This window comes from Polynucleobacter sp. KF022, from assembly GCF_027924105.1.
GTDB lineage: Bacteria > Pseudomonadota > Gammaproteobacteria > Burkholderiales > Burkholderiaceae > Polynucleobacter.
Genome location: NZ_AP026972.1, coordinates 1,329,054 through 1,347,678, shown reverse-complemented (window position 1 = coordinate 1,347,678; position 18,625 = coordinate 1,329,054). Strand labels below are relative to the sequence as shown.

24 protein-coding genes are annotated in these 18,625 nt (G+C 45.4%); 15 read left to right on the top strand and 9 right to left on the bottom strand.

Annotated elements, in window-relative coordinates; all coding sequences use genetic code 11:
• Window positions 1-31 precede the first annotated feature (31 nt).
• From PKF022_RS07005 to PKF022_RS06995, 3 genes are all read left to right on the top strand, one after another.
• Entirely contained in the window at window positions 32-787 is a 756-nt protein-coding gene (locus tag PKF022_RS07005; RefSeq protein ID WP_281776364.1) for an electron transfer flavoprotein subunit beta/FixA family protein, read from the top strand.
• Window positions 788-1,723 (top strand): electron transfer flavoprotein subunit alpha/FixB family protein, encoded by a 936-nt coding sequence (locus tag PKF022_RS07000; protein WP_281776363.1) that lies wholly within the window; start codon window positions 788-790, stop codon window positions 1,721-1,723. It abuts the gene before it with no gap.
• A gap of 62 nt (window positions 1,724-1,785) precedes the next feature.
• Entirely contained in the window at window positions 1,786-3,573 is a 1,788-nt protein-coding gene (locus PKF022_RS06995; RefSeq protein WP_281776362.1) for an acyl-CoA dehydrogenase, read from the top strand.
• Between the two features lie 68 nt (window positions 3,574-3,641).
• On the opposite strand, the gene PKF022_RS06990 is transcribed toward PKF022_RS06995, so the two are convergent.
• Window positions 3,642-4,088, bottom strand: coding sequence for a hypothetical protein (locus tag PKF022_RS06990; RefSeq protein ID WP_216230668.1), 447 nt, complete (start codon window positions 4,086-4,088; stop codon window positions 3,642-3,644).
• 26 nt (window positions 4,089-4,114) lie between these two features.
• Window positions 4,115-4,639 carry an META domain-containing protein gene (locus PKF022_RS06985; protein ID WP_281776361.1) on the bottom strand — a complete coding sequence of 175 codons (525 nt, stop codon included), beginning with the start codon at window positions 4,637-4,639 and terminating at the stop codon, window positions 4,115-4,117.
• 224 nt (window positions 4,640-4,863) lie between these two features.
• Between PKF022_RS06985 and rpsP the strand changes: the two genes are divergently transcribed.
• The 6 genes from rpsP to PKF022_RS06955 all read left to right on the top strand — a co-directional run bounded on the left by rpsP (window position 4,864) and on the right by PKF022_RS06955 (window position 8,825).
• Window positions 4,864-5,109: a 30S ribosomal protein S16 gene (rpsP, locus tag PKF022_RS06980; protein ID WP_011902362.1), complete on the top strand. Its 246-nt coding sequence runs from the start codon at window positions 4,864-4,866 to the stop codon at window positions 5,107-5,109.
• 92 nt (window positions 5,110-5,201) lie between these two features.
• Complete coding sequence (gene rimM, locus PKF022_RS06975) at window positions 5,202-5,768, top strand: ribosome maturation factor RimM (RefSeq protein ID WP_281776360.1); 567 nt, start codon at window positions 5,202-5,204, stop codon at window positions 5,766-5,768.
• Between the two features lie 25 nt (window positions 5,769-5,793).
• A complete protein-coding gene (gene trmD, locus PKF022_RS06970) occupies window positions 5,794-6,540 on the top strand; it encodes a tRNA (guanosine(37)-N1)-methyltransferase TrmD (protein WP_281776359.1) in 747 nt (248 codons plus the stop codon).
• Window positions 6,541-6,673: 133 nt separating this feature from the next.
• Entirely contained in the window at window positions 6,674-7,069 is a 396-nt protein-coding gene (gene rplS, locus PKF022_RS06965) for a 50S ribosomal protein L19 (RefSeq protein ID WP_068324277.1), read from the top strand.
• Window positions 7,070-7,131: 62 nt separating this feature from the next.
• Entirely contained in the window at window positions 7,132-7,869 is a 738-nt protein-coding gene (locus PKF022_RS06960; protein WP_281776358.1) for a CoA pyrophosphatase, read from the top strand.
• Window positions 7,866-8,825, top strand: coding sequence for a CobD/CbiB family protein (locus PKF022_RS06955; protein ID WP_281776357.1), 960 nt, complete (start codon window positions 7,866-7,868; stop codon window positions 8,823-8,825). Before PKF022_RS06960 ends, PKF022_RS06955 begins: the two co-directional genes overlap by 4 nt.
• Here PKF022_RS06955 and rsgA read toward each other — a convergent pair.
• Both rsgA and PKF022_RS06945 read right to left on the bottom strand, forming a co-directional pair.
• Window positions 8,770-9,783, bottom strand: coding sequence for a ribosome small subunit-dependent GTPase A (rsgA, locus tag PKF022_RS06950; protein WP_281776356.1), 1,014 nt, complete (start codon window positions 9,781-9,783; stop codon window positions 8,770-8,772). The genes PKF022_RS06955 and rsgA overlap by 56 nt on opposite strands.
• A 2-nt stretch (window positions 9,784-9,785) precedes the next feature.
• Window positions 9,786-11,039, bottom strand: coding sequence for a M48 family metallopeptidase (locus tag PKF022_RS06945; protein ID WP_281776355.1), 1,254 nt, complete (start codon window positions 11,037-11,039; stop codon window positions 9,786-9,788).
• Window positions 11,040-11,054: 15 nt separating this feature from the next.
• On the opposite strand from PKF022_RS06945, the gene orn reads away from it, so the two are divergent.
• Complete coding sequence (gene orn / locus PKF022_RS06940; protein ID WP_281776354.1) at window positions 11,055-11,651, top strand: oligoribonuclease; 597 nt, start codon at window positions 11,055-11,057, stop codon at window positions 11,649-11,651.
• A 79-nt stretch (window positions 11,652-11,730) separates the two neighbouring features.
• Here orn and mog read toward each other — a convergent pair whose 3' ends face one another.
• A complete protein-coding gene (gene mog, locus PKF022_RS06935; RefSeq protein ID WP_281776353.1) occupies window positions 11,731-12,354 on the bottom strand; it encodes a molybdopterin adenylyltransferase in 624 nt (207 codons plus the stop codon).
• A 26-nt stretch (window positions 12,355-12,380) separates the two neighbouring features.
• On the opposite strand from mog, the gene pmbA reads away from it, so the two are divergent.
• The 3 genes from pmbA (at window position 12,381) to PKF022_RS06920 (ending at window position 15,743) form a co-directional block, all read left to right on the top strand.
• Entirely contained in the window at window positions 12,381-13,727 is a 1,347-nt protein-coding gene (gene pmbA, locus PKF022_RS06930; protein WP_281776352.1) for a metalloprotease PmbA, read from the top strand.
• 69 nt (window positions 13,728-13,796) lie between these two features.
• Window positions 13,797-14,879: a TRAP transporter substrate-binding protein DctP gene (gene dctP / locus PKF022_RS06925; protein ID WP_281776351.1), complete on the top strand. Its 1,083-nt coding sequence runs from the start codon at window positions 13,797-13,799 to the stop codon at window positions 14,877-14,879.
• A 78-nt stretch (window positions 14,880-14,957) separates the two neighbouring features.
• The gene (locus PKF022_RS06920; RefSeq protein WP_281776350.1) at window positions 14,958-15,743 is read left to right on the top strand and encodes a sulfite exporter TauE/SafE family protein; all 786 of its coding nucleotides are present in this window, start codon (window positions 14,958-14,960) and stop codon (window positions 15,741-15,743) included.
• Here the strand turns inward: PKF022_RS06920 and PKF022_RS06915 are convergent.
• Window positions 15,736-16,401, bottom strand: a complete 666-nt coding sequence (locus PKF022_RS06915) for an alpha/beta hydrolase (protein WP_281776349.1) — start codon at window positions 16,399-16,401, stop codon at window positions 15,736-15,738. The two genes, PKF022_RS06920 and PKF022_RS06915, sit on opposite strands and share 8 nt — an antisense overlap.
• Before the next feature lie 33 nt (window positions 16,402-16,434).
• On the bottom strand, window positions 16,435-17,076 hold the full coding sequence (locus tag PKF022_RS06910; RefSeq protein WP_281776348.1) for a hypothetical protein: 642 nt from the start codon (window positions 17,074-17,076) through the stop codon (window positions 16,435-16,437).
• Window positions 17,077-17,256: 180 nt separating this feature from the next.
• Between PKF022_RS06910 and PKF022_RS06905 the strand changes: the two genes are divergently transcribed.
• Window positions 17,257-17,484: a hypothetical protein gene (locus PKF022_RS06905; protein WP_281776347.1), complete on the top strand. Its 228-nt coding sequence runs from the start codon at window positions 17,257-17,259 to the stop codon at window positions 17,482-17,484.
• A complete protein-coding gene (locus PKF022_RS06900) occupies window positions 17,484-17,858 on the top strand; it encodes a hypothetical protein (protein ID WP_281776346.1) in 375 nt (124 codons plus the stop codon). Before PKF022_RS06905 ends, PKF022_RS06900 begins: the two co-directional genes overlap by 1 nt.
• Window positions 17,859-17,867: 9 nt before the next feature.
• Here the strand turns inward: PKF022_RS06900 and PKF022_RS06895 are convergent, their stop codons facing one another.
• Both PKF022_RS06895 and PKF022_RS06890 read right to left on the bottom strand, forming a co-directional pair.
• The gene (locus tag PKF022_RS06895; protein ID WP_216230652.1) at window positions 17,868-18,086 is read right to left on the bottom strand and encodes a hypothetical protein; all 219 of its coding nucleotides are present in this window, start codon (window positions 18,084-18,086) and stop codon (window positions 17,868-17,870) included.
• A 125-nt stretch (window positions 18,087-18,211) separates the two neighbouring features.
• Complete coding sequence (locus PKF022_RS06890; protein WP_281776345.1) at window positions 18,212-18,562, bottom strand: HNH endonuclease signature motif containing protein; 351 nt, start codon at window positions 18,560-18,562, stop codon at window positions 18,212-18,214.
• Between the last annotated feature and the right edge of the window lie 63 nt (window positions 18,563-18,625).

Sequence of the window (18,625 nt, the reverse complement as noted above, 5' to 3'; positions counted from 1 at the left end):
ATAGATCATTAATCTTTATTGAGAATTCCAAATGAAAATCTTAGTAGCTGTAAAGCGCGTTGTTGATTACAACGTCAAAATTCGAGTGAAGTCAGATAACTCCGGCGTAGATTTGGCTAACGTCAAAATGAGCATGAACCCCTTTGATGAAATTGCTGTTGAAGAAGCGGTGCGCTTAAAGGAAGCAGGCGTAGCAACTGAAGTGGTGGTGGTGACTGCAGGTGCCACTCAATGCCAAGAAACATTGCGTACTGCTTTAGCTATTGGCGCTGATCGCGCTATCTTGGTTGAAACAGCTCCTGATGCCGACTTGCAGCCTTTGGCGGTTGCAAAGATTCTCAAGGCACTCTCAGATAAAGAGCAAGCGCAAATCATCATTCTTGGCAAGCAAGCGATTGATGACGATAGCAATCAAACTGGTCAGATGTTGGCAAGCCTGATGGATATTCCACAAGCAACATTCGCATCTAAGGTAGTTGTGGCTGACGGTAAAGCTACCGTGACACGCGAAGTGGATGGCGGTTTAGAGACGGTTGCTCTCACCTTGCCTGCAGTCATTACTACTGACTTACGTTTGAATGAACCACGTTATGTCACTTTGCCAAACATTATGAAGGCTAAGAAAAAGACAATCGATATTGTGAAGCCTGAAGAGTTGGGTGTTGATATTGCCCCACGTCTGAAAACAATCAAAGTTGAAGAGCCGCCTAAGCGTAGCGCAGGTGTGATGGTTGCCGATGTGGCAGCCTTGGTAGAAAAACTTAAAAATGAAGCGAAGGTGATCTAAATGGCTGCTCTTGTTATTGCTGAACACGACAATCAATCTTTAAAGGCTGCCACACTGAATACTGTAGCGGCTGCTTTGCAGTGCTCTCCAGAGGTAGATGTGCTCGTTGCTGGTAGTGGTGCTGATGCCGCAGTAGTTGCGGCATCACAAATTGCTGGTGTACGAAAGGTCATTCAAATTGATGCGGCAAATTTAGCTGATCAATTGGCTGAACCATTGGCGGCACAAATTCTCTCAATTGCAAATGGCTATAACCATATCCTTGCTCCTGCAACTGCAAATGGTAAGAACGTATTGCCTCGCGTTGCAGCCAAGCTCGATGTGGCTCAGTTATCCGACATCACTAAAGTGGTTTCAATAGATACTTTTGAGCGTCCAATTTATGCAGGTAATGCGATTGCCACTGTGCAATCTACCGATCCAGTTAAAGTGATTACTGTACGTACTACCGGTTTTGATCCAGTTGCTGCGACTGGTGGTTCAGCTGCCATTGAGAAAGCAGCGGCTGCTGATAGCAAAGCTCAATCTTCTTTTGTTGGTCGTGAGTTAACTAAATCTGATCGTCCAGAGTTAACTGCTGCCAAGATCATTGTGTCTGGTGGTCGTGGTTTAGGTTCTGGCGAGAAATATCAAGAGCTCATTACACCTTTGGCTGACAAGCTTGGTGCAGCCTTGGGCGCCTCTCGCGCAGCCGTTGATGCGGGTTATGTTCCAAATGACTACCAAGTGGGCCAAACCGGCAAGATAGTTGCACCACAGCTCTATATTGCTGTGGGTATCTCTGGTGCCATCCAGCATTTAGCTGGCATGAAAGATTCCAAAGTCATCGTCGCAATTAATAAAGATCCTGAAGCCCCAATCTTCAGTGTTGCAGATTATGGCTTGGTTGCCGATCTAAATACGGCAGTTCCAGAATTAACAAAAGCATTGGGATAAGTTGTGAATAGCAGTGCCCAGTAGGTATTTGAGTTATTCAATTTGAATTAAGAGGAGTTGTAATGCCATACGTAGCCCCAGTAAAAGACATGTTGTTTGTGATGAATGAACTTGCTGGATTATCGGAGGTTGTTGCCTATCCTTCTTATATGGAAGCTGGTGCGGACGTTGATTTAGCCCCTGCTATTTTGGAAGAGTCTGCAAAATTTAATCAAGATGTAGTCGCCCCCCTGAACTGGGTTGGCGATCAAAATCCAAGTTCTTTAAAAGATGGTGTGGTCACCACCACTAAAGGATTCAAAGAGGCCTTTGAACAGTTTGGCGCAGCTGGTTGGCAAGGCGTTGTACATCCTGCAGAATTTGGCGGTCAAGGCCTGCCTAAGCTAATTGCTACTGCGTGCTTTGAGATGGTTCACTCAGCTAGCTTGTCATTTGCATTGTGCCCAATGCTTACTGATGGGGCGATTGAAGCGCTTTTGACAGCCGCTGACCCAGAACTTCAAGAGCGTTTTGTGCCGAATATGATTTCTGGTGAGTGGACTGGCTCAATGTGTTTAACAGAGCCACAAGCGGGCTCTGATTTATCGATGGTGCGTGCTCGCGCCGTTCCTGAGGGTGATGGTACTTATAAGATTTTTGGGACCAAAATTTATATCACCTATGGTGAGCACGATATGGCCAAGAATATTGTTCATCTAGTGCTGGCAAGAACACCTGATGCCCCAGAGGGCGTCAAAGGAATTTCTTTATTTGTAGTGCCTAAATTTTTGGTGAAGCCTGATGGTTCATTGGGTGAGCGCAATGATGTGCATTGCGTTTCGATTGAACATAAGCTTGGCATTAAAGCTAGCCCAACAGCAGTTCTGCAGTTTGGCGATCATGGTGGTGCTATTGGCTACTTAGTCGGCGAAGAAAATCGTGGCCTGGAATACATGTTTGTCATGATGAATGCAGCTCGCTTTGCGGTAGGCATGCAAGGCATTGCTGTAGCAGAGCGCGCTTATCAAAAGGCAGTTCAATATGCGAAAGACCGAGTGCAAAGTCGTGATCTAACGGGCTCACCTGGTCCTGTTGCCATTATTCATCAGCCTGATGTAAAGCGCATGCTTATGACAATGCGTGCTTACACAGAGGCGTCACGCGCATTAGCTTACTATGCCGCCTCTGCATATGATGCACAACACGCAGCGCCTGATGAGGCTGATCGTAAATCTAATCAAGCTATTTATGAGTTCTTGGTGCCAATTGTTAAGGGCTTCTCTACAGAAATGTCGATTGAGGTTGCCAGTCTGGGTGTTCAAGTGCATGGTGGTATGGGCTTCATTGAAGAGACCGGGGCCGCCCAGCATTATCGTGATGCCCGTATCTTGACGATTTATGAAGGCACTACTGCAATACAGGCAAATGATTTGGTTGGCAGAAAAACAGTGCGTGATGGTGGAGCTGTTGCAAAAGAGCTTTCTCAGTGCATTGCTGCTACCGAAAAAGAATTAGCAGCAAGCGGGTCTGCTGATGCTAAAGCGGTGCTTAAACAATTGACTGCAGCCCGCGCAGCTTTTGAGCAGGCTGTTGCTTATATTGTTGCGAATGCAAAGACTGACATCAAGGCTGTTTATGCTGGCAGCTTTGCATATTTGCGTTTATCGGGCTTGGTATTGGGTGGTTGGCAAATGGCTAGAGCGCTTTTGGCGGCTGAGCGTTTGCGTGATGGCGATCCCAGCTTTTATGATGCCAAGATTGCAACTGCGCGCTTCTTTGCAGAAAATCTAATGCCCCAAGCCCAAGCACTCGCTACCTCGATTGTGGAAAGTGGCCACTCTACAAATGCATTAGAAGTAGAACAGTTCTAAAGAGAGTTAAAAGAGAATAAAAAAACCGCTCCTAAGAGCGGCTCTTGCAAAAGAAAAGCTATCTGCAATTATTGGGATAGCTTTTTTGCTTCATAGATCTGTGAGATGAAAAATTGCTCAAAAGCAACGGCAAAAAAAGTCATCATGACACCAGCCCCAAATACAAGGGAGAAGATGACCGTCAAGATTACCAACCAGCCAGAGCGACTGCGCCGATGCTCTTCAATACCGGGATTAAATTGTGCATCCCACTTTTCATCTAGGCGAAGACCGAAAGCAATCGTCGTTAACCAACTTGCTTCAATCGCGATAAATCCAAAAGTCACAAGAACCCATCCCGGAGCAGAATGAAAATGAGCATTTTTTAAAATCACCCAGCCAGCAGCGCCGCCAATGAATGCAAATAGCTGTACCCATGCCCAAAAGGATTTCAAGCCCTGAAGGTAAAAGCAGTTGAGTCCGCTTCCAGGTAGGATTAATCCGAGTGCACAAAATAAGAGTTTCGATTTTTTCATATGAATGTCTGTAGCGATGCTGAAAGTTATTTAATTGGTTTTTGAGTAAAGCTCAATACTTCGCGATCAGCGCCAATCATGAGTAGTTGGTCGCCATTGCGCACAATGCTGCGATAGTCGTTTAGCTGATAAAGAAAATCATTTTCTAATTCCATGCGCTGCGGACTGCAAGCCATTTTGGTGCTGGCGATTTGTTTGAGGGTGAAACCACGGGCATCTTCGTCGAGTGTTGCAGTGAAGCGATTGCAGCCCGTCGACCCACTGAGGCGCTGACCATTGGCATCGAAAATGATTTGAATGGGGTTGCTGGCATCGCCCTGAGGAATTTGGCGGGCACGTACCTCGCCGTTGTCTTTAGGAGGCAAGTTCCAGCGAGTAAGCTCCCATTTGGTATTTTTGAGCTCACTACTTGGTGGGCTGGTTTTAGCGCCACAAGGCGGGATGACATTGGCGCAGCCAGTTAAAAGACCTAAGCCCAAGCAAGAAAGCGCTAGAAACAGTCTATTTAGACGGCCTCTGAGAGGGGCTGAAACGCTATATTTAAAGGGCATATTTATCTAAGTTATTGTTTTTAATGTATTTTTTACATCTGGCTGCATTCTATTCTACTGGCTTGACTGCTTAAATAGGTGGAAGAAGTAGGGGTTTTCGTCTAGAATATGAGGTTTTCCGCTCTACCGTATCTGTATTTGGTGAGCTGGAGCCCAAGATTTTTTGTAGAAATTTCATTGGGTTGTAATCAACCTGTTTTCATTTTAGATTTTAAGGAATAAGTATGGTCGTCATTCGACTGGCACGCGGCGGTTCTAAGAAGCGCCCTTTTTACAGCATCGTTGCTACTGATAAGCGCAACCGTCGTGACTCGAACTTTATCGAGCGTATTGGTTACTTCAATCCACAAGCAGCGGCTACTGAGCAAGCAATGCGTATTGCTCAAGACCGTTTAACTTACTGGACTGGTGTTGGCGCGCAAATCTCTCCAACAGTAGTTCGTTTGATTAAAAACAATCCAGCTGTTTAATGTTCGATTGCTAAAAACTTCATCTAGTTGGTGGAGTTTTTAGTGGCAGGATTTCTAGTAGTTTTATTTTGGGAAAACAAGGTGTCTTACAAATGAGCGCACCTTCCCTGAATGATTTGATTGAACTTGGTGCCATATCTGAGGCACAAGGCTTACAGGGTCAAGTGAAGGTTAGGCCTCACTCTTCTGAGCCAGTAGCACTTCTCTCATCAAAATTGGTTTGGCTTTCTCTGATCCCGCGTAGGGATGCAGGTGTTTCTGCGTCGACTGAACAAGCCTCTTTGACTCAATACAAAGTGAAGAGCGCCAAGATGCACAGCGGTAATGTCGTGATGGCGCTTGAGGGTGTTAGTGATCGCGATCAAGCGCTTACATTAAAGGGCGCCCGAATATTAGTTGCACGTGATGCTTTTCCTAAAGTGGAAAGTGATTCGTATTACTGGGTGGATCTGATTGGGTGTAACGCCATCAATTTGCAAGATGAAATTCTTGGTGAAGTGATTGATGTTACTGAGAATGGTGCGCATGGTGTGATTGCAATTGGCGACGCACAAACAAAGACAATTAAATATTTAGTGCCTTTTGTAAAAGAGGTAGTGCAAAACGTCGACCTGCCAAATAAAACGATTACGCTTGACTGGCAATCTGACTGGCAATAAAGCTCAAAGATAATGCGAGATAGATATGCGCTTTGATGTTGTGACCTTATTTCCGGAAATGTTCTCTGCTTTAACGCAGTGGGGTATTACTGGGCGCGCATGTGAACAATCTTTGGCAAGCGTCCATTTATGGAATCCCAGAGATTTTTGTTCTGACCCTCGTAAAACAGTAGATGATCGCGCGTATGGCGGCGGCCCTGGAATGGTCATGATGGCCAAGCCGCTGGAAGATACTGTTGCTGGTATCAAGGCATCCCATGAGGCTGCTGGCATTAAAAGCGGCCCAATTTGCTTATTGGCACCCCAGGGCGAGCGTTTTTCTCAGAAAATAGCGACAGATATCCTCAATTACGGAAATTTAAGCTTCATTTGTGGTCGATATGAAGCTGTAGACCAGCGTTTTGTAGACCGAAATGTCGATTTACAGCTTTCTATTGGGGATTTTGTGGTTTCAGGGGGTGAAATACCCGCTATGGCCATGATGGATGCGGTGATTAGGCTTATTCCTGGGGCTCTTGGAGACGGCGAATCTGCTACCCAAGATAGCTTTATGAATGGTCTTTTAGACTACCCGCACTACACCCGGCCTGAAATATATGAAAATTTATCGGTTCCGGACGTGCTTTTAGGCGGACATCACGCTAAAATAGCAGATTGGCGTCGGCAGAAGTCTTTAGAGCTGACGTTCAGGTTAAGGCCGGACTTAATTGAATCGGCTAGAGCCAAAGGGTTACTAACCCGAGAAGATGAACAATTTCTTCGCTCTCTGTAAATACTTTTAGTGTGCAGTAGTGAATAGGTGGTTTGGTTTTTGGTTTAGTGAAATTGTTTTAACTGCATCCTCTATTAGGTCCGTTAACTTTGGTTTCGGGATTAAACGCTAATACGATGTTTAAGGATTAAAAATGAATTTAATTGAAAAAATTGAGCAAGAAGAAATTGCTCGCTTAAGTGCTAACAAAGTATTGCCAAGCTTTGCTCCTGGCGACACAGTAGTTGTTAGCGTAAACGTAGTTGAGGGTACACGTAAGCGTGCCCAGGCCTTTGAAGGCGTCGTGATTGCTAAGCGCAATCGCGGACTCAATTCCAGCTTTATCGTTCGCAAGATTTCATCTGGCGAAGGTGTAGAGCGTACATTCCAAACTTACTCACCATTGATCGCTGGTATTGAAGTGAAGCGACGCGGTGATGTACGTCGTGCGAAGTTGTACTACTTGCGCGATCGTTCAGGTAAGTCTGCACGTATTAAAGAGAAGTTGCCTGCACGTAAGACTGCAGCAGCAGCTCCGGCCGCAGAATAAATGTCGGCTTGAAGTAAAAAAGGCGGCCTCGGTCGCCTTTTTTGTTGCCTTAGAATATGAATATGCCCAAGACACCAAGCCCTGAAGACTACGCAATGAATGTTGCTGCGCCTCTAGGATTTGATGCGCAAGCGGTTCCGATTCATCAAGTGTGTGCTGATGAAAAGAGGGTGGCAAAAGAATTCCTTGAGCCAGCCGGTTTAAAGCTGCGTTTGCAATCTCCACCAGAGTGGCAGCCAGAGATTACCGATGAAAACCGTCATGTGATTGCGGCAGACATTATTACCAAGCGACAGGCCGCCGGAAAAGTGACTCAAGCAGCAGTACTAATCCCTCTCCTAGTAAAAGAAGAGGGATTGTCAGTGTTGCTTACTCAAAGAACCAATCATTTGCATGATCACGCGGGGCAGATTAGTTTTCCAGGGGGTCGGATGGATCCTGAAGATCGGAGTCCAAATGACACTGCCTTACGGGAGAGTCAGGAAGAAATTGGTTTGGACCCCAATCGAGTAGAGATTATTGGGCACTTGCCTCAGTATTTGACGGTATCTGGCTATAGCGTGACCCCAGTAGTAGGATTGGTCCAGGCTCAGGCAGAATATGTCTTGGATGAGTTTGAAGTAGCTGATGTCTTTGAAGTGCCCCTGAGTTTTTTGCTTGATCCTGCTAATCATCAGGTTAGACTGTGGCAAAGTGAGCAGGGTGGACGACGTTTTTATTCGATGCCTTATGAGAACCGCTTTATTTGGGGTGCTACTGCGGGAATGTTGCGTAACCTTTATCATTTATTAAAAGTATGACTTTCTTTTCTATTCTCTTTGCCCTTATTGCTGAGCAATATCGCCCAGTAACTTCAAGCCATTGGATTGCGCGTGTTTGTGCCCGCTGGTTAGATTGGGTTGCCGCTGAATTCGGTGGCAAGACTGAAGAAGGCGCAAGCCCTGTAGGTGCGCGCATGGCTTGTTTAGTTGCTTTCATCTTGCCAACCTTCTTAGTCTTCATGGTGTATGTCGTTTGCATGGTGACTTACCCCATTCTTGGATTTCTTTGGAACATCGTCATCGCGTATTTGTTTTTTGGCTTTCGTCAGTTCAGCCATTCCTTTACTGCTGTGCATGAAGCGATTGAAGCGCATGACTTGCCAGGAGCGCGTGCTGCCTTAGGTGAGTGGTATGGCCCCGAATTAGATACTTCTAACCTCACTGAGACTGAAGTGATTTCTTTGGCGCTTGAGCGTGCCATTATCGGCTCACATCATCACGTCTTTGGTGTGCTGTTCTGGTTCATGATGCCAATGGGTCCTGCAGGTGTTGTTCTCTATCGCTTGGCAGATATTGCTGCACAGCGTTGGTCTGAGCGCGGCGACTTCAACTTGAGTGAAGCGGCACGCCATTTCTTCTACGTCTTGGATTGGGTTCCTGCACGCATTACCGCCATGGGCTTTGCGATTGTTGGTAACTTTGAAGGCGCTGTTTATGGTTGGCGTTACCTGACACAAAAATGGTCTGATTCTTTATCGGCAGTGATCTTGGCTGCAGGTAGTGGAGCTCTAGGTGTTCGCTTAGGTGAGCCAATGAGCGAGCCTAATAGTGATGAAGCATTGCGCATGGCTGAGGCAGGTGAGCCTGTAGTTTATGAAGTAGGTCTTGAGCCTACTGAGCGCACCATGCGCTCTGCAGTGGGATTAGTATGGCGCCTCGTTATCGCTTGGATGGCTTTGTTGCTAATGCTGACCATCGCTCTTTGGCTTGGCTAATTCCCTGAATTTGAACATCCGCTGTTTTTGAGTCGGAGTGTAGTTGTCTAAATAGCGCTAGTCTTTCTGGCGCTATTTCGTTTCTGTCTACTGCATCTCGCACCGCACATTCAGGCTCTGATAAATGCGCGCAATTATGAAAGCGGCACTTTCCCAGTAAGTCTTTAAATTCTCTAAAAGCGTGCTGTAATTCGCTCACAGACATATGTGCTAAACCAAACTCCTGAAAGCCTGGCGAATCTATCAGGGCACCCAACTTACCAGTCTCATCTCTACCCCAGGCTTCTGGCAGCTCAAAGTAACGACAGGCGGTGGTGGTATGTTTACCGGTATCCAAGCGCACTGAATATTCTTGGGTCAACGCTGCGGCGTTGGGTATCCAGGCATTGAGTAGGCTGGATTTACCCATGCCGGATTGCCCAACAAAAACAGAAACCTTTCCTTGTAAGGTTGTGCGTAATGCATTAATTGAGGTTGGATCAAATTTGGCAGATACCTCACTTACTTGGTAGCCCATGCGCGCATAGGGCGCGATAATTTTGCGAGCATGCTCCAAGTTATCTTTGAGATCGCATTTATTAAGTAGGATATGTAAGCCAATTTGATTGGCTTCTGCAGCGACAACTGCTCTACCCAACAAATCTGGTGAGAAAGCAGGTTGAGTTGCAAGCACTACCAAGATTTGATCCACGTTTGAAGCAATGAGTTTGCTCTTAAAAGCATCTGAGCGATAGAGAAGATTTTCTCGAGGCTCAATTTGAATAATGCGCGCTTGATCTGCCGAAGTCATTTCTAGTAACATGCGATCACCTACTGCGCCGATATGTTGCTTGGCTGGCGTACTAACCTGAATGAGTGGACCATCAGGCGACTCATTACCATGGGCGTCTGCAATCAAACGCTGCGCTAAATAATGCCTTCCGTAGGAGGCGATCAGTAGCGCGTGAAACTGTTCCATCGTTATGAGCTAAACCGTTGCAAGTTGGCAATGCGTAATGGCGCAGGCGGATGCGAGCTGTAGAAAGCGGTGTAAATCGGATCTGGCGTAAGGGTTGATGCGTTATCTTGATATAGCTTCACTAGTGCGGTCACTAAATCTTTTGCAGAAGATTTTTCAGCAGCAAAGCCATCAGCTTCGTACTCGTGTTTGCGCGATGCTAGGCTAGAGAGTGGTGTGAAGAAAAAGCTAAATACGGGTGAGACCAACATAAAGAGCGCTAATGCAAGGCCGCCGTTATAGCCATTCAGGTTAGGCATAACACCTAAGTCTGTATAGAACCAGACTTTCGTGCTAATCCAGCCTAAGAGGGCAAACATAGCAAAGCTCAGCGCAAAGGAAACCAAGAGTCGCTTACGAATATGGTTGCATTTGTAATGACCAAGCTCGTGAGCGAGTACTGCCTCTACTTCGCCTGGGTTGAGTTTCTCAATGAGGGTGTCAAAAAATACAATGCGTTTAGCCTTGCCCATGCCAGCAAAAAATGCATTGCCATGAGCACTGCGCTTACTGCCATCCATAACAAATAGACCTTGGCTTGCGAAGTCGCAGCGCTTCAGGAGCGATTCAATCTGCGTCTTTAATGGACCTTCATCGAGGGCTTGGAATTTATTAAACATTGGTGCAATAAAAGTAGGGAAGACCCACTGCATCAGCAGGCTAAATACAGTTAATACAGCCCATGCCCACAACCACCATAAATCTCCTGCTTTTTCCATCAAGGACAAAATGACCCAGAGTAGTGGCACGCCAATCGCACTCCCTACTGAGATCCCTTTAAACATATCTGAGAAGAACAGTTTTTTGGTCATCCGATTAAAGCCAAAGCGCTCTTCTAGATGGAATTGCTTGTACCAAGAAAATGGAATATCGAGCACTCCAGAAATGAGCACAATAGAAACAAGCAGAGCCATTTGTTGGGGGATGCCCTCACCCAAAAGTTGCAGTAATGCCATGTTCAGAATTTGCAAACCGCCCAGGAGGGTGAAGCCAATTAAAATGATTGCGCTGACCCCATTTTCTATAATGCCTAGACGTAATTTAGCAATGGTGTAGTCAGCCGCTTTTTGATGTTCGGCTAATGTCACTTTTTCAGCGAATTCAGCGGGCACGGTATTTCGATGCTTTGCTACGTAGCGAATTTGACGTTGGGACAGCCAGTGGCGCAAGCCAAAACTAGCAATAAAGGCGATTAGAAAAATAATTGTGAATGTCATGAGATCATTATAGATATGAGCGAGCAAACTAACATAGCAGCAACACCCGGAGCCAAAGTGGCGCCAGCCAATGAGCACCTCATTTGGGTGGATATGGAGATGTCGGGTCTAAACCCTGAAACTGAGCGAATTTTAGAGATTGCCATTATTGTTACGGATGCCCACCTCAATACCATCGCCACGGCACCCGTCTGGGTGGTACATCAAGAGGATGCGGTTTTGGATGCGATGGACGCTTGGAATAAGGGTACCCATGGCCGCTCCGGTTTAATCGACAAGGTAAAAGCATCTACCTTGGATGAGGCTACTGTCGAAGCGCAATGCATTGCATTTCTGAAGAAATATATTAAAGCGGGTATTGCGCCAATGTGTGGCAATACGATTGGTCAAGACAGACGTTTTATGGCTAAGTACATGCCAAAGTTAGAGGCTTACTTTCATTATCGGAATATCGATGTTTCTACTTTGAAAGAGTTATGTAAGCGTTGGCATCCCGAGTTAGTCAAAGGTTTTACTAAGAAGCAAGCGCATACAGCCTTGGCTGATATCGAGGAGTCGATAGAAGAGCTCAAGTACTACCGTGAGAAATTTATCGTACCGCTGCCTCAATAAGAAAATCTAAGGCAGGAATAAAAAAGGTCCGCACTGCGGACCTTTTGTTTATTTGCTAACTACCAGATATTTTTTCTTCTTACTTTTTAATGGCACTCTTAGGTCTGAAGACCTTAATCACCGCTTCATCAGTTTCAATATAAGGCCCACCGATGAGGTCAATGCAGTAAGGCACGGCAGCAAAGATACCAGGAACAATCGACTTGCCGTTCTCATCTTTAAGGCCTTCTAGGGTTTCAGCAATCGCTTTAGGTTGGCCGGGCAGGTTAATTACCAAAGCTGCGTGACTATCAATTTCTCTGAGAACGGCAGTTTGTCTGGACAAAATTGCGGTGGGTACAAAGTTCAAGCTAATTTGACGCATCTGCTCACCAAAACCGGGCATTTCGCGGGTTCCAGCGTCGCGGGTAGCCTCAGGGGTGACATCTCTTCTTGAGGGGCCTGTGCCGCCTGTTGTTAGCACTAGATCGCAACCGAGCTCATCCACCAGCTCAACGATGGTTTCCGTAATGACTTCAGATTCATCGGCAATCAAGCGTTCATGAAAAGCGCAGGGATTGCTGATGGCTTTCATCAGCCAGGCTTGTAGTGCTGGGATACCTTCGTCTTGATAAATGCCTTTACTGGCGCGATCCGAGATGGAAATGAGGCCAATTTTGACCTCATTTGGGCTATTTCGTTTTAGGGCTTCGGTATGCTTCATGTTTCTATTCTAGCTATTATTAGGGTATGTTTACATACACATCCAATCAGTTTCAAGAAATCATCGATTTCATGCTTAAAGAGGCCAAAAGAAGGGGTGCCTCAGATGCCGTTGCTGAGGTGTCAGAAGGCCAGGGCCTCTCTGTAACCGTTCGCAAGGGCGAGGTTGAGACCATTGAGCAAAGTCTAGATAAGCAAGTGGGCGTGACATTGTTTTTGGGCCACCATCGTGGCAATGCCAGTACAAGTGACTTTTCTAAAGAATCATTAAAGGCAACAGTGGATGCTGCATTCCACATTGCTCAACACACGGCAGAAGATGTCTGCGCTGGTCCTGCAGAAGCTGAGCTCCTAGAAAAAAATCCATTAGATTTAGATTTGTTTCATCCATGGAATATTGATGCAGCTGCAGCTGTTGAGATCGCGCGTTCTGCAGAAGGTGCGGCATTTGCTGTCAGTAAGCAAATACAAAATAGTGACGGCGCATCTGTATCTGCCCATCATGCGCATTTTATGATGGGTACGTCTCACGGTTTTATGGGTGGTTATCCATTCTCACGCCACTACATTTCTTGTGCGCCCATAGCAAGCGAGGGCGGCAAGAAAGCGCATATGCAGCGGGATGATTGGTATTCCAGTTCACGCATTCCTGAGGAGTTAGCTGATCCAGCTGCGATTGGTAAATATGCAGCGCAGCGAGCCCTATCACGCCTCAAGGCAAGATCATTGACTACTCGACGTTGTCCGGTAATCTTCGAAGCCCCATTAGCTGCAGGATTATTGGGGGGCTTGGTGCAAGCAGTTTCGGGCGGCGCTTTATATCGTCGCTCCAGCTTTTTGCTTGATAGCCTTGGTAAACAAGTCCTTCCAAAGCATGTCAGCTTATTTGAAGACCCGCACTTAATGTCCATGACGGGTAGCGCTCCATTTGATGAAGAGGGTGTCAAAACATCCGCTCGTACTGTAGTAGACAAAGGGATGCTGGAAGGTTATTTCTTGTCAACCTATTCGGCCCGCAAATTAGGTATGAAAACTACCGGCAATGCCGGTGGCTCTCATCATCTGACTTTGCAGAGTAAAAAAACACCAAAGGGTGGTTTGCCTGCTTTGTTAAAAGAGATGGGCACTGGCTTGCTAGTCACTGAGCTAATGGGTCAGGGCGTCAATTATGTGACGGGTGATTATTCGCGCGGCGCATTTGGTTATTGGGTAGAAAATGGCGAGATTCAATATCCTGTTGAGGAAGTGACGATTGCCGGTAATTTGCGCGATATGCTGATGGATATTCAACTTATCGGTAGCGATACACTGATTCGTGGCACCAAGGAAACAGGGTCGATATTGCTGGGATCTATGACGGTTGGTGGAAAGTAAGCTGAGTAAGCATACGCAGAAGCTTGATACATTAATACAGACTGATGATTTTTTAAGAGGGAGACGAAGATGCAAAGACGTTCATTTTTAAAGAAAGCCACAATTGGTGCTGGTGCAGCAGCGCTTGCAGCGCCATCGATCGCGCAAAGCCTGCCAACCTTGAATTGGCGCCTAGTATCGAGTTTTCCTAAATCATTAGATACTTTGTTCGGCACTCCTGAAGTGTTCGCGAATGCTTTGCGTAAAGCAACAGATGGCAAATTTAATGTCAAAGTATTTGCAGCTGGCGAAGTAGTACCCGCACTTCAAGTGTTAGATGCGGTACAAAACGGCACAGTTGAGTGCGGACATACAGCGAGTTATTACTATCTTGGTAAGAATAGTGCGTTTATCTTTGATACAGCGGCTCCTTTTGGCATGACAGCTAGACAGCAGACGGCTTGGATGCTGCATGGCAATGGGATGAAGTTAATGCGTGAACTCTATGCTAGCTACAACATTGTCAATTTCCTCGGCGGTCAAACCGGTACACAAATGGGCGGATGGTTTCGTAAAGAAATTAAATCCACAGAAGACTTAAAGGGTCTGAAATTCCGTATCGCAGGCTTTGCCGGGCAAGTACTCGCAAAACTGGGGGTTGTTCCACAGCAGCTACCTGCTGGTGAGATTTATTCTGCTCTAGAAAAAGGAACCATTGATGCTGCAGAGTTTGTTGGTCCATACGACGATGAGAAGTTGGGTCTAGCCAAAGTGGCTAAAAATTATTATTACCCTGCTTTTTGGGAGGGTGCTGCCGGATTATCTTTCCTGGTGAATAAGAAGCAGTGGGATTCATTGCCACCGTCTTATCAAGCGGCATGGGAAGCAGCCTGTTTTGAGGCGCACACTGATATGTGCGCAAAGTATGATGCGCTCAATCCACCAGCATTACAACGTCTACTACAGAATGGGGCGGTACTCCGTAAGTTCAATACTACGATCTTGGAAGCCTGCTTTAAAGCGAGTCAAGAAACCTATGCGGAAGAGTCCGCAAAGAATCCACAATTCAAAAAGATTTTTGAAGACTATCGCGCCTTCAGAAACATGGAAGCTCAATGGTTTAATGTGGCTGAACAAGCATTTTCACAATACAGTTTTAATAAGAAACTTTGAAAAGAGTATCTTGCTGCGATGGGGCTCCTAGTGAGCCCTGTTTCTTTTTAAGGCGCCTACGTTTGTTGGTATCAAGCCATGTTTGATGTGATCCTACCTTCGATAATTCAATCGTTTCATGCACATGCATTCACATTTTTTGTGTTTGCAGTCATGAGCGTGATTATTGTTGGGGTATCAAAGAGTGGCTTTGGAGCTGGGCTTGGTATTCTGTCGCTACCCTTGATGGCAAGTCAATCCAGTATTAATGAAGCACTGGCTATTTTGCTACCACTGCTGATTGCAATCGATTTAGTTGGTATGCGCAGATTTATTCGCAATGCTAATTGGCGGATTTTGAAAATTATTTCTCCACCAGCGATTGTGGGACTTTTATTGGGAATGGTTTTCTTTACTGCTATTACTCCGCAGGTGCTGACGCTCTCAATCGGTATTTTTACCTTACTCTTTTTAATTCAGAACCTAGCTATGTCGCGCATGGATATGCAAGAGACCAAGTCTTATCCCTGGCTTGGGCGCGCAATGGGGTTGATCTCTGGCTTTACTTCTTTTGTTGCGCATATCGGTGGGCCGCCAATTACGGTCTACATGTTGAGAGAGAGGCTATTGCCAATGGCGTACACATCAACCTTGGGAATCTTTTTCACCATTATTAATTTTGGGAAGTTGGGGCCATATGCATATTTGGATCTGCTGAACTACCAGCAGCTAGCAACTTCCATCATCTTATTGCCTTGCGTGCCTATTGGTGTCTACTTTGGCTTTTATTTAGCAAAAAAAATCTCCATGAAATGGTATTACCGAACTGTGAGATTCTTTTTGCTGATTGCTAGTATTAAGTTGATTGCTGATGGGCTTATGTAGTTTTTAGAACTTGCTGTAAAAAGCGCGAGATATCCATAAGTTCTTCAGGATTGACGGAGTGCTCCATTGGATATTCGTTCCAGTCGACTTGATATCCCATCTTTTCAAGCAGAGCATGAGACGCTTGTGCTCGATCTAGGGTCACCACTGGGTCATAAGTCCCGTGTGCCATAAAAATAGGGGTGCTGGAATTGGCTGAATGTTTTTCTATATTGGCACTCATTGCAAGAGGTAAGTAACCTGACAAAGCGATGATGCCTGCCAACTTATGTGGAAAACGTAAACCAATATGTAAAGCCAGCGCACAGCCTTGTGAAAAGCCCGCAATCACAATTTTGTCGTATGCAATACCTCGGCTCGCTTCTTTTTCAATGAGCTCAACAATGGATGCTGCTGATTTTTGAATACCCGCTGCATCTTCTTGATCCATGAGATTTCTGCCGATGATGTCGTACCAAGCTGGCATCACATAGCCACCATTGACGGTGACGGGCATACTGGGTGCACTAGGAAATACAAAGCGAATCCCTGGGCATCCGGTGAGTTTTAATTCAGGAATGATGGGAACGAAATCATTGCCATCGGCACCAAGACCATGGAGCCAGATTACCGCTGCTGTTGGGTTTGGGCTGGTTTCTATTTCAATGCATGGGAGCATATTGATCTTCTCTCGATAAATTTAAATCGACAACTATCGACTCATATAAGCTTCTTCATTGTAGGTGGAAACCCAGTGTGGCCTGAAAATAAGCATGATTGCTAAAAGCATGCCAGACAAAGAACCTTCCATAAACGCAATAATAATTAGACCAAGTAACCAACCTTCAATATCTAGTTGACCCGCTTCTCCCATTAACATTTTGGCGACCAGTAAGAAAGTGCCAGACAGAATGACGCTCATAAACGCAGCCACATAGCCGTTTCCTAGAATGAGAACAAATAAATGCTTTGGTATGAAGCGTTGAATAATCTGGATGGATAGATAGGCAAAGAAAGTGGGTAATACGCAGACCATTAAGTAGTGCTGAGATGCTACCTCATAGTTTCCTTGAACTACATAGACCCCTAGAAATGCCACTGGAAATAATATGGAAAGGGCAATGGCTGGCCCAAACATTGCTGTTAATAATGAGGCTCCGTAAAAGTGAAAGATCAAGCCATAAAATTTTCCAGCAGGTTGGCCTGGAAGACTTGGTGAGATGTTCCAGGCGATTGCTAAAAACAGAATGACTGTAGGTGCCAGCCAGGTTAGGGGCGAGTTTTTGAATATATGGGGTGGGCTGACAATGAATGCACCCAGAAAAATAGCTACTGCAAGGCCTAACCAAATCATATTGTCTCAAGTTGCTAAGATAGGTAAAGACCTAGTCTAACCAAAGTAGAGATTAAGCCTATCGGCACTTTCACTAGGTGACGAGGGAGGGCTTAGCATCAGATCTTTAATTGTGTACACAAACCACAGAATGCAGGTGTAAGATCATTCCATAGCTTGATCTTGATAGAAGGGTTTGTTATGCGACCGTTTTATATCGATTACCCACAAGAAAAAATTGAAGAGCACCAGCATGCTTATCGATGCCTTCATTGCAAAATCCCTACAACTACTATTTTTGGCTTACTCGAGAATCATGCTAAAGATTGTGCCTATCGAATAAACCAAGGTAGATGGGCTCAGCTAGAGGCAAGCCTCAAGCCAACCCAAAAATATTTTGATGAACCGCATATTGATGAGGTGGATTAATGAAGACATATCCTATTGCCCTTGAATTAACCGTATGGATGGAGCTTGGTCTGAATCAATATGAAGTGACGATTGATGAGGTTTCTAAGATTTCCATCAAGAGAACAGACGATGTGCTGCGTACAAGAGAGTTAACAGGCAATGAGGTCAGCACTTTAATTGCCGCCATTGAGTCTTTGATGGTACCAGTTAGCGATGAGCATAAGGAGGGTGGCAATAAACCCTCAACCAGTTATGAGTTAATTGTGGAGTCTGCTCATTTCTCCCTCGAATTTAATTGGGAGGATTTGGATTTAAGTGGAGCCAGTGCAAAAGCTTTCACTTCGGTTGCTGCTTTGACGTCAGTGGTAGAAAGTTTGGATTTAACCCATTGATTTCTTGGCTTAGGCCTCCATCACAATAAATTCCCCAAGCGATACCTTCTCCCTAAATTGGGAGAAAGAGAAAAGGGCTTTAATTTTTCTGGTGTTAATTACTTCAATTTTTCCCTCTGGCGTGAGGTTGGCAAGGTAGTCACCTTCCGGAAACAGTGCTTCAGGAATGCTTTCAGTCTCGAGTATTTGGGCTGGCAACACCAGACTCTTTGTAATTTTGATGCGCATGCTTTATCTTAAGTTTTAAAAATAAGAACGATATTTGAGTTTGCACAGTTTCAAAATTACATGCACCAAAAGAGGATCGCTCTTGATGCCCTTGTGTAAAAACTTGCACTGAAGCGGTGCAATATCTATTTGCCTGATTTTAGGCGGGCACTTTTACGCGTCTTTTCATAAAAGTCATTGGGCTTGCTTGCCACCCATTGAATAAATTTCTTCATCTCCGAGTGCTCTCTTAGGATCTGGGCGTGATGGTACTGCTGGGCTAATTCAGTTTCGGTAAATAAAGCATGTATTTGCTTGTGGCAAATGCGGTGTAGATATTCAGTTATTTTGCCGCCCTTTGATTTGGGGACGAGATGATGTGCGTCCCTCTGGGATGCAGGGATTGGGCGGTCACAGATGGGGCAAATAATTTCCGGGGACTTTTGTACAACAGGCCGATCCAAGGCAATTAATTTTTGACGAATTTTTCCAATCATATGAGGGCTTTGGATGCGTTGTAGTGCAAAGTCATGGTCTCAAGCTAGTTTAGTAAATAAGTC